General features: G+C 46.9%; 21 protein-coding genes. All 21 read right to left on the bottom strand.

Annotated features, from left to right (window positions below):
- Nucleotides 1-15 precede the first annotated feature (15 nt).
- The 21 genes from rpsH to AC506A_RS30530 all read right to left on the bottom strand — a co-directional run bounded on the left by rpsH (nt 16) and on the right by AC506A_RS30530 (nt 12,516).
- Nucleotides 16-414 (bottom strand): 30S ribosomal protein S8, encoded by a 399-nt coding sequence (gene rpsH, locus AC506A_RS30430; protein WP_090986314.1) that lies wholly within the window; start codon nt 412-414, stop codon nt 16-18.
- A gap of 30 nt (nt 415-444) precedes the next feature.
- Entirely contained in the window at nt 445-630 is a 186-nt protein-coding gene (locus tag AC506A_RS30435) for a type Z 30S ribosomal protein S14 (protein ID WP_090583249.1), read from the bottom strand.
- A gap of 22 nt (nt 631-652) precedes the next feature.
- Nucleotides 653-1,195 (bottom strand): 50S ribosomal protein L5, encoded by a 543-nt coding sequence (gene rplE, locus AC506A_RS30440; RefSeq protein ID WP_090986316.1) that lies wholly within the window; start codon nt 1,193-1,195, stop codon nt 653-655.
- A 31-nt stretch (nt 1,196-1,226) separates the two neighbouring features.
- Nucleotides 1,227-1,580 carry a 50S ribosomal protein L24 gene (rplX, locus tag AC506A_RS30445; RefSeq protein WP_091225566.1) on the bottom strand — a complete coding sequence of 118 codons (354 nt, stop codon included), beginning with the start codon at nt 1,578-1,580 and terminating at the stop codon, nt 1,227-1,229.
- 44 nt (nt 1,581-1,624) lie between these two features.
- Nucleotides 1,625-1,993 (bottom strand): 50S ribosomal protein L14, encoded by a 369-nt coding sequence (gene rplN, locus AC506A_RS30450; RefSeq protein ID WP_090583243.1) that lies wholly within the window; start codon nt 1,991-1,993, stop codon nt 1,625-1,627.
- Nucleotides 1,994-2,037: 44 nt separating this feature from the next.
- On the bottom strand, nt 2,038-2,301 hold the full coding sequence (rpsQ, locus tag AC506A_RS30455) for a 30S ribosomal protein S17 (protein WP_090986321.1): 264 nt from the start codon (nt 2,299-2,301) through the stop codon (nt 2,038-2,040).
- 48 nt (nt 2,302-2,349) lie between these two features.
- The gene (rpmC, locus tag AC506A_RS30460; protein ID WP_090583239.1) at nt 2,350-2,550 is read right to left on the bottom strand and encodes a 50S ribosomal protein L29; all 201 of its coding nucleotides are present in this window, start codon (nt 2,548-2,550) and stop codon (nt 2,350-2,352) included.
- Entirely contained in the window at nt 2,540-2,974 is a 435-nt protein-coding gene (rplP, locus tag AC506A_RS30465; protein WP_090986323.1) for a 50S ribosomal protein L16, read from the bottom strand. Before rplP ends, rpmC begins: the two co-directional genes overlap by 11 nt.
- Nucleotides 2,975-2,976: 2 nt before the next feature.
- Entirely contained in the window at nt 2,977-3,639 is a 663-nt protein-coding gene (gene rpsC / locus AC506A_RS30470; protein ID WP_495464742.1) for a 30S ribosomal protein S3, read from the bottom strand.
- 13 nt (nt 3,640-3,652) lie between these two features.
- Nucleotides 3,653-3,988 carry a 50S ribosomal protein L22 gene (rplV, locus tag AC506A_RS30475; RefSeq protein WP_090986326.1) on the bottom strand — a complete coding sequence of 112 codons (336 nt, stop codon included), beginning with the start codon at nt 3,986-3,988 and terminating at the stop codon, nt 3,653-3,655.
- A gap of 44 nt (nt 3,989-4,032) precedes the next feature.
- Complete coding sequence (gene rpsS / locus AC506A_RS30480) at nt 4,033-4,314, bottom strand: 30S ribosomal protein S19 (protein ID WP_495464743.1); 282 nt, start codon at nt 4,312-4,314, stop codon at nt 4,033-4,035.
- Nucleotides 4,315-4,382: 68 nt separating this feature from the next.
- Entirely contained in the window at nt 4,383-5,213 is an 831-nt protein-coding gene (rplB, locus tag AC506A_RS30485) for a 50S ribosomal protein L2 (protein ID WP_495464744.1), read from the bottom strand.
- A gap of 64 nt (nt 5,214-5,277) precedes the next feature.
- Complete coding sequence (gene rplW, locus AC506A_RS30490; RefSeq protein ID WP_210663952.1) at nt 5,278-5,568, bottom strand: 50S ribosomal protein L23; 291 nt, start codon at nt 5,566-5,568, stop codon at nt 5,278-5,280.
- On the bottom strand, nt 5,568-6,191 hold the full coding sequence (gene rplD / locus AC506A_RS30495) for a 50S ribosomal protein L4 (RefSeq protein WP_495464745.1): 624 nt from the start codon (nt 6,189-6,191) through the stop codon (nt 5,568-5,570). Before rplD ends, rplW begins: the two co-directional genes overlap by 1 nt.
- Nucleotides 6,192-6,216: 25 nt before the next feature.
- Nucleotides 6,217-6,840 carry a 50S ribosomal protein L3 gene (gene rplC / locus AC506A_RS30500; protein WP_090986336.1) on the bottom strand — a complete coding sequence of 208 codons (624 nt, stop codon included), beginning with the start codon at nt 6,838-6,840 and terminating at the stop codon, nt 6,217-6,219.
- Between the two features lie 41 nt (nt 6,841-6,881).
- Complete coding sequence (gene rpsJ / locus AC506A_RS30505) at nt 6,882-7,190, bottom strand: 30S ribosomal protein S10 (RefSeq protein ID WP_005544556.1); 309 nt, start codon at nt 7,188-7,190, stop codon at nt 6,882-6,884.
- Nucleotides 7,191-7,774: 584 nt separating this feature from the next.
- The gene (gene tuf / locus AC506A_RS30510; RefSeq protein ID WP_495464746.1) at nt 7,775-8,965 is read right to left on the bottom strand and encodes an elongation factor Tu; all 1,191 of its coding nucleotides are present in this window, start codon (nt 8,963-8,965) and stop codon (nt 7,775-7,777) included.
- Nucleotides 8,966-9,084: 119 nt separating this feature from the next.
- Nucleotides 9,085-11,166 carry an elongation factor G gene (gene fusA, locus AC506A_RS30515; protein WP_495464747.1) on the bottom strand — a complete coding sequence of 694 codons (2,082 nt, stop codon included), beginning with the start codon at nt 11,164-11,166 and terminating at the stop codon, nt 9,085-9,087.
- 29 nt (nt 11,167-11,195) lie between these two features.
- On the bottom strand, nt 11,196-11,666 hold the full coding sequence (gene rpsG / locus AC506A_RS30520) for a 30S ribosomal protein S7 (protein WP_091225558.1): 471 nt from the start codon (nt 11,664-11,666) through the stop codon (nt 11,196-11,198).
- Nucleotides 11,667-11,730: 64 nt separating this feature from the next.
- Complete coding sequence (gene rpsL, locus AC506A_RS30525) at nt 11,731-12,150, bottom strand: 30S ribosomal protein S12 (protein WP_090583216.1); 420 nt, start codon at nt 12,148-12,150, stop codon at nt 11,731-11,733.
- 135 nt (nt 12,151-12,285) lie between these two features.
- Complete coding sequence (locus tag AC506A_RS30530) at nt 12,286-12,516, bottom strand: ribosomal L7Ae/L30e/S12e/Gadd45 family protein (protein WP_091225556.1); 231 nt, start codon at nt 12,514-12,516, stop codon at nt 12,286-12,288.
- Between the last annotated feature and the right edge of the window lie 146 nt (nt 12,517-12,662).

Genomic DNA, 12,662 nt, shown 5'->3' on the forward strand with positions numbered 1-12,662 from the left:
CGTTGTGACAGTTAATTACCAAACGTAGCAGACGACTTCGCCGCCGGATTTAACTTGGCGTGCTTCTTTATCAGTCATAATTCCTTGGGACGTGGAAATGATAGCCATTCCCAGGCCGCCCAATACGCGAGGCACTTCAGTGCTTTTCGTGTAAACGCGTAGACCCGGCTTGCTGATACGTTTCAGCCCCGTAATTACACGCTCTTGGTTCGGGCCGTATTTAAGGAAAATACGGATCATCCCTTGTTTGTTATCTTCAATATACTCGGCATCGCGGATAAAGCCCTCGCGTTTCAAAATTTCAGCGATTTGCTTCTTTACTTTCGAAGCAGGCATTTCTACGGTCTCATGACGCACAACGTTTGCGTTGCGAATGCGTGTAAGCATATCTGCGATCGGATCAGACATAACCATTGTGTAAACCTCCTTCCCGAACTAGGCTGATTACCAGCTTGCTTTTTTAACGCCAGGAATCTGGCCTTTGTATGCTAATTCACGGAAACAAATCCGGCAAATTTTAAACTTTTGCAAAACGGAATGCGGACGGCCGCAACGTTCGCAGCGTGTGTAAGCCTGCACTTTGAATTTAGGAGCACGTTGCTGCTTAACCTTCATCGAAGTTTTTGCCACTTGGTATTACACCTCCTGTGGATTACTTCGTAAACGGCATGCCCATTTGGGTCAGCAGTTCACGAGCTTCTTCGTCCGATTTTGCCGTCGTGACGATGACGACGTCCATACCGCGTACTTTGTCAACTTTATCATACTCGATCTCTGGGAAGATCAATTGCTCTTTCAGACCCAGAGTATAGTTACCACGGCCATCAAACGCTTTGTTTGATACGCCGCGGAAATCGCGTACGCGTGGAAGTGTGACATTGAACAGTTTATCGAGGAAGTAGTACATGCGCTCACCGCGCAATGTTACTTTAACCCCGATCGGCATGTTCTCGCGAAGTTTGAAACCAGCGATCGATTTCTTGGAGCGAGTTACTACAGGCTTTTGACCAGAGATCAAACGCATGTCTTCAACAGCAACATCGAGAACTTTGGAGTTGGAAACAGCTTCACCAACACCCATGTTGATTACAACTTTCTCGATCTTAGGCACTTGCATTACTGTTGTATAGTTGAACTTCTGCATAAGAGCAGGAGTGATTTCATTCAGGAAACGATCTTTCATTCTTGCTGCCATGTAACGTGGACCTCCTTTCCGTATAGGTCAATTAATCAATTACCTCGCCGGATTTCTTAGCGATCCGGACTTTTTTGCCGTTATCAAGCACTTTATATCCGATCCGAGTTACTTTACCGCTCTTAGGATCGATGTGCATAACATTGGAAACGTGAATCGCCGCTTCTTGCTCGATAATGCCGCCTTGCGGATTAGCTTGCGAAGGGCGAGCATGTTTCTTCACCATATTGACGCCTTCGACGAGTACGCGGTTTTGGCGCGGATACGCTGCAATAACGCGGCCTTTTTTGCCTTTGTCTTTGCCCGTAATGACCATTACCGTATCGTCTTTCTTCACGTGCAATTTATTGTTATGAGATTCCAACACTTTCTTCAACCGTGGCATGAGTTACACCTCCTGCGTGCTTGCGCGGATGCGCAAAGTACTTTTTAGATAACTTCCGGAGCAAGCGATACGATTTTCATGAAGTCGCGGTCGCGAAGTTCGCGAGCAACTGGTCCAAAAATACGTGTGCCGCGCGGGCTTTTGTCTTCTTTTACGATAACCGCTGCGTTCTCATCAAATGCGATGTATGAACCGTCTTTACGGCGAACTGCGCGTTTCGTACGCACGATAACCGCTTTAACTACATCACCCTTTTTGACAACGCCACCGGGTGTTGCTTGTTTGACGGAGCAGACGATCAAATCGCCGATATGGCCAACACGACGTCCAGTACCACCGAGCACACGGATGCACATCAGTTCTTTCGCGCCAGAGTTGTCAGCGACAGCCAAACGTGTAAATGGTTGAATCATTTCAACGTCCTCCTTTCGGGAAAATGCTTACTAGGAAGCATTTCTTACAAAATAACAGCAGCTTCAACGATTTCGACTAAACGGAACCGTTTGTCTTTGGATAGCGGGCGAGTTTCCATGACTTTAACGATATCACCAATCTTAGCTTGGTTGTTCTCGTCGTGCGCCTTGAATTTTCTCGTGTACTTAATACGTTTGTGGTACAGATCGTGTTTTTTGTAAGTTTCAATGGCAACAACGATTGTTTTGTCCATTTTATCACTCACGACTTTACCTACTTGAACTTTGCGGGCATTACGTTCGCTCATGTTCATCCTCCTTCCATACATTCGTTATCGCTCACGGACAATCGCAGTTTAGCTGCTGATTCCGAGTTCTCTTTCACGAAGAACGGTTTTGGCACGAGCTATATCCTTACGTACGTCGCGGATGCGAGTTGGGTTTTCCAGTTGGCCGGTAGCCAATTGAAAACGAAGGTTGAATAGCTCTTCTTTGAATCCAGCGACTTTTTGTTCGAGTTCAACAGAGGTTAGGTTGCGGAAATCATTAGCTTTCATTTGCTTCACCACCCACTTCTTCGCGTTTCACGAACTTCGTTTTGACTGGGAGTTTATGTGCTGCAAGACGCATTGCTTCACGTGCGATCTCTTCAGATACGCCAGCAAGCTCGAACATTATTTTGCCCGGTTTTACGACAGCAACCCATTTTTCTACGTTACCTTTACCGCTACCCATCCGGACTTCAAGAGGCTTTTGCGTAATTGGTTTCGCAGGGAAAATCTTGATCCATACTTTACCGCCACGTTTGATGTAACGAGTCATCGCAATACGCGCTGCTTCGATTTGACGGTTAGTGATCCATGAAGGCTCAAGTGCTTGCAGACCGTATTCGCCGAAGGCTACTTCAGTACCGCCTTTTGCGCGACCTTTCATATGACCACGTTGTTGTTTACGATGTTTGACACGTTTTGGGACCAACATGATTAGTTGCCTCCTTCCTGTGGAGCTTTCTTCTTAGTTGGAAGGATTTCACCGCGATAGATCCATACTTTAACGCCGATACGGCCGTATGTTGTCGCAGCTTCTGCTGTTCCATAATCAATGTCTGCACGCAGCGTATGAAGTGGAACTGTACCTTCGCTATAACCTTCTTGACGAGCAATCTCAGCGCCGCCCAAACGACCGCTAACGGAAGTTTTGATACCTTTCGCGCCCGAACGGATTGTACGTTGGATGGATTGTTTCATTGCACGGCGGAACGAGATCCGACGCTCAAGTTGTTGTGCAATGCTCTCAGCTACGAGAATCGCATCAAGTTCTGGATGTTTGATCTCAGAGATGTTGATGTGCACTTTTTTGCCTTTAGCGATTCTCGACAGTTCGGAACGAAGGTTTTCAACTTCAGATCCGCCTTTACCGATAACCATACCAGGCTTAGCTGTATGAATTGTAACGTTAACGCGGTTAGCTGCACGCTCGATTTCGAACTTGGAGACAGCCGCATCTTTCAATTTGTTTTTGAGGTACTCACGGATTTTAACATCTTCCATGAGCAATTCGCCGAAGTCTTTGCCTGCGTACCATTTGGATTCCCAATCACGGATAATACCAACACGTAGACCGACCGGGTTTACTTTTTGTCCCACACGTTTTCCCTCCTTATTTTTCGGATACCACCAAAGTAATGTGGCTGGTTCTTTTGTTAATCCGGCTAGCACGACCCATTGCGCGCGGGCGGAAACGTTTCATTGTTGGCCCTTGGTTTACAAAGACTTGTGTAATCACAAGTTTGTTCACGTCCAACTGGTAGTTGTGCTCCGCATTAGCAATTGCGGAATTCAGCAGCTTCTCAACGATTGGGGAAGCCGATTTTGGTGTGTGGCGCAGAATCGCGATTGCTTCGCCGACTTGCTTTCCACGGATCAAATCAACAACCAGCTGAGCTTTACGAGGTGCAATGCGGACGTGGTTAGCGAACGCTTTAGCTTGTTGCATGGATGAACCTCCTCTCGACCTTTATTACCTAACTATTCAACCGATTAACGGCGACCTGTTTTCTTGTCGTCGTTACCGTGTCCTTTGTACGTACGAGTTGGTGCGAACTCACCGAGTTTGTGGCCAACCATATCTTCCGTCACATATACCGGCACGTGCTTCTTACCGTCATAAACAGCAAAAGTGTGACCGATGAATTGCGGGAAAATTGTAGAACGACGCGACCAAGTTTTGACAACTGTCTTCTTCTCAGTCTCGTTCAGCACTTCAACCTTTTTCAGCAAGTAACCGTCAATAAACGGTCCTTTCTTCAAACTGCGACCCATGGATGATCCTCCCTTCACGCTAGCGTTACGCGACGCAGCGCGTCACGCTCATGACGCCGAGGCGCCTATTACTTCGTACGACGACGAATAATGTATTGGCTCGATGCTTTTTTCTTCTTGCGTGTTTTGAAACCGAGTGTCGGTTTGCCCCATGGAGACATTGGAGATTTACGTCCGATTGGCGCACGGCCTTCACCACCACCGTGTGGGTGATCGTTCGGGTTCATTACAACACCACGTACTTCAGGGCGCTTGCCCATCCAACGGGAACGGCCGGCTTTACCGATTTTCACGAGTTCGTGATCTTCGTTACCAACAGAACCGATTGTAGCACGGCATTTTTTCAGAATACGACGTACTTCGCCAGACGTCAAGCGAATTGTGACGTATTGCTCTTCTTTACCAAGAAGTTGAGCAGTTGTTCCAGCAGCACGAACCAATTGTCCGCCTTTACCTGGTTTTAGCTCGATGTTGTGGATAACTGTACCTACCGGGATGTTCTCAAGTGGCAACGCATTACCGATCTTGATGTCTGCATCCGGTCCGGAAACGATTTTATCCCCAACTTTAAGGCCTTTAGGTGCGATGATGTAGGCTTTCGCGCCATCCACATAGTGGATAAGTGCGATGTTGGACGTACGGTTCGGATCGTATTCGATCGTCGCTACGTTACCTACGATACCGTCCTTGTTACGTTTGAAGTCGATGATCCGGTATTTACGTTTATGGCCGCCACCGTGATGACGAACCGTAATTTTACCTTGGTTGTTACGACCAGCTTTTTTGAAAAGCGGCGCAAGAAGCGATTTCTCCGGTGTGCTTGTGGTGATCTCTTCGAATGTCGAGACGGACATACCACGTCGCGCTGGAGATGTCGGTTTATACTTCTTAACTGGCACTTCGATTCCCTCCTTAACCGATATCTAACGTTCTTTCACGAGAAGCCGGGGGCTTCTTCGCTACTTAAACTGTTTCGAAAAATTCTAGCTCGTTGCTATCTGCGCTCAATTGAACGATCGCTTTTTTCCACTCGGATGTATATCCGCTGTGTTTACCGTAGCGTTTAGGCTTAGCCGGCATGCGAAGCGTGTTCACGCTCGATACTTTTACTTTGAAGATCGATTGAATCGCAAGTTTGATCTCAGTTTTGTTTGCACGAAGATCAACTTCGAATACATACTTTTTATTCGCCATGAAATCACTTGTTTGTTCAGTAATGATTGGGCGCTTGATAATATCGCGAGGATTTTTCATTACGCAAGCACCTCCTGTACTTTTTCAACCGCTTCTTTAGTGATAATCAGCTTGTCGTATTTCATAACGTCTAGAACATTGATGCCATCGGCTGCAACGAACTTCACGTTAGGAATGTTACGAGCTGCAAGTGCTACATTATCTTCGTAACTAGCTGTTACAACCAGTGCTTTACGAGCCACTTTCAGGTTGTTCAGAATCGCTACGAATTCTTTAGTCTTCGGTTGCGCGAACGCCAGTTGATCCAGAACGATAATTTCGTTGTCGATCACTTTGGAAGACAAAGCAGATTTGATTGCTAAGCGACGAACTTTCTTAGGAAGTTTGAAGCTGTAGCTGCGTGGAGTTGGTCCGAATACTGTACCACCGCCAACCCATTGTGGGGAGCGAATGCTACCTTGACGTGCACGGCCTGTACCTTTTTGTTTCCAAGGTTTACGACCGCCACCGCGTACTTCGGAGCGACCTTTTGTTTTGTGCGTACCTCTACGTTCAGAAGCTTGCTGCAAAAGAACTGCGCTATGCAATACGTGAACGTTTGGTTCAATTCCGAATACCGCTTCGGACAATTCAACCTCGCCAACTTGCGAGCCATTCACGCTATAAAGTGCTACTTTCGGCATTTCATGTTCCTCCTTTCTTAGGTGATTATTTCTTCACCGTAGATTTAACTTTTACAAAGCTATTTTTAGGACCCGGAATGGAACCCTTAACGAGCAATACATTACGTTCTGCATCGACGCGCACGATTTCAAGGTTTTGGATTGTAACGGTTTCGTTACCCATGTGACCTGGAAGGTGTTTGCCTTTTGGAACGCGGTTCGCTTGGATAGAACCCATCGAACCTGGACCACGGTGGTAACGCGAGCCGTGCGCCATAGGGCCGCGGCTTTGGTTCCAACGTTTGATGTTACCTTGGAAACCTTTACCTTTGGAAGTAGCTGTAACGTCAACGAACTCTCCAGCTGTGAATAGGTCAGCCTTCAATTCCTGGCCAACTTCATATTCAGCGATGTTAATGCTGCGGAATTCACGAACGTAGCGCTTAGGAGCCGTATCCGCTTTTTTAGCGTGGCCGATTTCTGGCTTAGTAGCTCGCGATTCTTTCTTGTCGGAGAAACCAAGTTGTACGGAAACATAACCGTCGTTGTCTTGGTCCTTCTTCTGCAAAACAACACAAGGGCCTGCTTCGATAACCGTAACCGGAATTACGTTACCTTCAGGAGTAAACACTTGCGTCATTCCAAGTTTTTTACCTAAGATACCTTTCATGTTGACACCTCATTTCCTTTCCATTTTCAAATATGCATAACTTACAGTTTGATTTCGATATCTACACCGGATGGCAGATCTAAGCGCATCAATGCATCAACCGTTTGCGGCGTTGGGTTAACAATGTCGATCAAACGCTTATGAGTGCGCATTTCGAATTGCTCCCTAGAATCCTTGTACTTGTGTACCGCACGCAGAATGGTGATGATTTGCTTCTCAGTAGGAAGCGGAATCGGCCCAGACACGCCTGCACCGGAACGTTTCGCAGTTTCAACAATCTTCTCTGCGGATTGATCCAGAATTCTATGATCGTATGCTTTCAAGCGAATACGAATCTTTTGCTTAGCCATATAAGTCCCTCCTTCTATCGCCCAATTTAGTATCGGACATACTCCGCAAGAAAACCCGACACGCCCCTCATGGCAAAGGAGCCGTGTGTGTCGGCAACCTCTCGCATCATCGCAACGTCACAGACCAACGCTCACTATTATATCTGAAACGGTGGGCGAATGCAACAAAAATGTTGGCTTTGTAAAAATGAATCTTTTAGGAGGCAAATTCCGTTGCACTGCATGAAATATGGCCTTCGGCTGCTGTTGAAATTAAGTTTCTTCATTAATAATTAATTCAGCTGTGGAAACTTAATTTCAAAGGCAGCACGTAAACTCTCCGGCTCATATTTCACTCCGTTACACTTCCTGCTTCCCCGAGATGCATTTCTAAAACCCATGGTAAAGGCATAATAAAAATGGCTTGAATACTCCGAGCCATTTACGATTAACTGCATTCACTTTGTTATCTTTGTTTCTGCGCGTCTTTGTCTCCACTTATATTAATGAAATTGCGACATTTACGCAAACATCAAAATTTAGTAATAAAAAAGCCCCCACCGAAGTGAGGGCTTTCTTGAGCTGCAGCTTACGCTGCAGGTTCATTATTTTTGGATGGAAGCTACAGCGCCGGCGCCTACAGTACGGCCACCTTCACGGATTGCGAAGCGAGTACCATCTTCCAGAGCGATTGGAGCGATAAGCTCAACCGTTACTGTGATGTTGTCGCCTGGCATAACCATCTCAGTACCTTCAGGCAAGCTGATGATACCAGTTACGTCAGTTGTACGGAAGTAGAACTGTGGACGGTAACCTGTGAAAAAAGGTTTGTGACGTCCGCCCTCTTCTTTAGTCAGAACGTAGATTTGAGCTGTAAAGTTCGTGTGTGGTTTAACGGAACCTGGCTTAGCAAGTACTTGACCACGCTCGATGTCTTTACGGTCTACACCACGAAGCAATGCGCCGATGTTGTCACCAGCTTGTGCGGAATCAAGCAATTTGCGGAACATCTCTACGCCTGTTACAACGCATTTGCGAGTTTCTTCAGCAATACCGATGATTTCAACTTCGTCAGATACTTTAACTACGCCACGCTCAACGCGTCCTGTAGCAACTGTACCACGACCTGTGATTGTGAACACGTCCTCAACTGGCATAAGGAACGGCTTCTCAGTATCACGTTGTGGAGTTGGGATGTAAGTGTCAACTTGCTCGAACAACTCGATGATTTTGTCAGCCCATGGGCCGTCTGGGTTTTGAAGAGCTTCACGAGCAGCGCCGCGGATGATTGGAGTATCATCGCCTGGGAACTCGTATTCGCTAAGAAGGTCGCGAACTTCCATCTCAACTAGTTCAAGCAACTCTTCGTCTTCAACCATGTCGCATTTGTTCAGGAATACGACGATGTAAGGTACGCCTACTTGGCGGGAAAGAAGGATGTGCTCACGCGTTTGCGGCATTGGGCCGTCAGCTGCGGATACAACCAGGATTGCTCCGTCCATTTGTGCAGCACCAGTGATCATGTTTTTAACATAGTCGGCGTGACCTGGGCAGTCAACGTGTGCATAGTGACGGTTAGGAGTTTCATACTCAACGTGAGCTGTGGAGATTGTGATACCGCGCTCGCGCTCTTCTGGAGCTTTGTCGATTTGGTCGAATGCTACAGCAGCACCACCGTATCTTTTCGAAAGAACTGTAGTGATTGCAGCCGTCAAAGTTGTTTTACCATGATCGACGTGACCGATTGTACCAATGTTAACATGCGGTTTATTACGTTCAAATTTAGCCTTAGCCATTGAACTATTCCTCCTTAATAGATAGAAGATTATGTGATCGGCTGTGCGGGAGCTTATAGCCCCCGGCATTCAGCCAAAGTACAACTTATGAGATGCAAGTTGTTAAAGGGTAAGGGCTACTATTGAGCAGCGCCTTTGGATTTGGAGATAATCTCTTCCGAGATCGAACGTGGTACTTCTTCATAGTGCGAAAGCTCCATGGAGAACACGCCGCGTCCTTGTGTACCGGAACGAAGTGTAGTGGAATAACCGAACATCTCAGCCAGAGGCACCTTAGCACGAACGATCAACGCACCATGGCGTGTGTCCGAACCTTCGATACGACCGCGGCGGGAGCTCAACATCCCCATTACGTCGCCCATGTACTCTTCAGGAACGCTAACCTCTACTTTCATGATAGGCTCAAGCAGAATTGGAGAACATTTCTCTTTCGCTGCTTTAAGCGCCATCGATCCAGCAATTTTGAACGCCATCTCCGAGGAGTCAACGTCATGGTAGGAACCGTCGACAACGACTGCTTTGATATCAACAACCGGGAAGCCGGCAATGACACCATTTTTCATCGATTCTTCGATACCTGCTTGAATTGGAGCAATGAACTCACGCGGAATGGATCCGCCCACAGTTTTGTTTTCAAACACAAAACCTGTTCCTGGCTCTTGTGGGGAGAATTCAACCCAACAATGTCCGAATTGACCGCGTCCGCCGGACTGACGAACGAATTTACCTTCGACCTTCGCAGCCGTTTTGAACGTCTCACGGTAAGCTACTTGAGGCTTACCAACGTTTGTTTCGACTTTGAATTCACGAAGCATACGGTCAACTAGAATTTCAAGGTGAAGCTCACCCATACCAGCGATAATCGTTTGGCCGGTCTCTTCGTCCGTGTGAGCACGGAACGTAGGATCTTCCTCAGACAGCTTTTGAAGAGCGATACCCATTTTGTCTTGGTCAGCTTTAGTCTTAGGCTCAACCGCAAGCTGGATAACCGGCTCTGGGAAGTTCATCGACTCAAGGATAACCGGGTGCTTCTCATCACAAAGCGTATCACCAGTAGTTGTATCTTTCAGACCTACAGCAGCTGCGATATCACCGGAGTAAACTTCGCTGATTTCTTGACGGCTGTTAGCGTGCATCTGAAGGATACGACCGATCCGCTCACGTTTGCCTTTCGTTGCATTCACAACGTATGAACCGGAGCTAAGTACGCCGGAGTATACGCGGAAGAACGTCAGTTTACCTACGTAAGGGTCAGTCATGATTTTGAACGCCAACGCTGCGAAAGGCTGGTCATCAGCAGACTTACGAATCGTCTCAGTACCATCTTCAAGGGTACCCTTGATATCCGGAACATCGATTGGCGATGGCAAGTAGTCAACAACAGCATCAAGCATCAATTGAACGCCTTTGTTACGGTACGAAGAACCTACGATTACTGGGAAGATCTTAACATCACAAACACCTTTGCGAAGTACAGATTTGATCTCAGCAACTGTGATTTCTTCGCCTTCGAGATATTTCATTGTGAGCTCTTCATCAAGCTCAGCAACTTTCTCGATCAGCTCCAAGCGAAGTTCTTCAACTTGGTCCTTGTATTCTGCAGGGATTTCAATTTTTTCCGGATCTTTACCAAGATCGTCTTTGTATTTGTAAGCAACTCGTTCAACCAAGTCAATTACACCTACGAAGTCGTTCTCTGCACCGATCGGCAATTGAATAGCCACAGCATTTGCGTTAAGACGCAAGCGCATATCTCTAACTACGTTAAGGAAGTCTGCGCCGATAATATCCATTTTGTTGACGTAAGCGATCCGCGGTACGCCGTAACGGTCAGCTTGACGCCAAACTGTTTCGGATTGCGGCTCTACGCCTTCTTTCGCACTGAAAACACCAACGGCCCCGTCCAATACACGCAGGGAACGTTCAACTTCAACAGTGAAGTCAACGTGCCCCGGGGTGTCGATAATATTAATGCGGTGACCATGCCATTGAGCAGTAGTAGCAGCGGAAGTAATCGTGATTCCGCGCTCTTGTTCCTGCTCCATCCAGTCCATCGTTGCTGCACCTTCGTGCACCTCGCCGATTTTGTGGGTACGGCCTGTGTAGAACAGGATCCGCTCTGTCGTGGTAGTTTTACCTGCATCAATATGCGCCATAATCCCGATATTACGCGTATTATTCAAGGAGAACTCTCTTGCCATAATTCAGTCTCCTTTCGATTAAGCGAATTCTACCAACGATAGTGAGCGAACGCTTTATTCGCTTCAGCCATTTTGTGTGTATCTTCGCGTTTTTTCACGGATGAACCAGTGTTGTTGGAAGCATCGATGATCTCAGCTGCCAAACGCTCTTCCATCGTTTTCTCACCGCGGTTACGTGAATAGTTCACGAGCCAACGGAGACCAAGCGATGTACGGCGCTCCGGTTTAACTTCAATTGGTACCTGGTAGTTCGAACCGCCTACACGGCGTGCCTTAACTTCAAGTACTGGCATGATGTTCTTAATTGCTGCTTCAAAAACTTCCATCGGTTCTTTACCCGTACGCTCGTTGATAAGTGTGAACGCATCATACAAAATTGTTTGAGCGACACCGCGCTTACCATCGATCATGATACGGTTGATCAAGCGAGTTACAAGCTTGCTGCTGTACAACGGATCTGGCAATACATCACGTTTTGCTACTGGACCTTTGCGTGGCATGTGGAAGTCCCCCTTTCTTCTAGTTTTTCATTTTAGGATGAGGCTAACCGTCACCGGCTATGCCTTATTTTTTAACTTTAGGACGTTTAGTTCCGTATTTGGAACGAGCTTGTTTACGGTTGTTTACACCCGCTGTATCAAGCGCACCGCGAACGATATGGTAACGAACACCCGGAAGATCTTTTACCCGGCCGCCGCGTACCAATACTACGCTATGCTCTTGTAGGTTGTGTCCAATACCGCCGATGTAAGCTGTAACCTCAACGCGGTTTGTCAAACGTACACGCGCATATTTCCGCAAAGCGGAGTTCGGTTTTTTCGGAGTCATCGTACCTACACGTGTACAAACCCCACGTTTTTGTGGTGAACTAAGGTTTGTCTCTTCACGTTTCAATGCGTTGAAACCTCTTTGCAGGGCTGGCGATTTCGATTTAACGACTTTCGCTTCACGGCCTTTGCGAACGAGTTGGTTAATTGTTGGCATGTTGCATCCCCCTTCCTCACTTAGTAAAGCTTTTCAAGACATATTGGCTATTTAAGCCCACAGATCCAGGCGGTTCATAAAGAAACAAACGAAAGTTTCTACCTTGTTCTTCAACTCGGTAAAAACGATACTTCTTTATTCGATTTCCGGTATAACCGCTGCCATCGCTGCGCCAACTTCAATCCCGCAGGTTTCCCCAAGGCTCTTCATTGATTCAGACCAGATGATTGGCACTCCCGATGTTTCGCAAAGCCGAACAATACTGTTCTTCAGCCGCGGATCTGTATCTTGTGCTACATAGACTTGGGTGGCTAAGCCTTGCTCAACCATCTTCGTCGTTTGCTTGCTACCTATTACAAATCGCATCTCAACCGTCCTTCCAAGTCAGCCAAAACTAGAACATTCAAGTTTCGTTAATGACATGCGTAGAGGTTGTGCGATTTGGCACACTACGACATATTAGCATCTAGGCTTAGTGAATGTCAAGCATGACTCTTCAAGAATTACAGGAG

The organism is Paenibacillus sp. N22P23 (assembly GCF_059383735.1).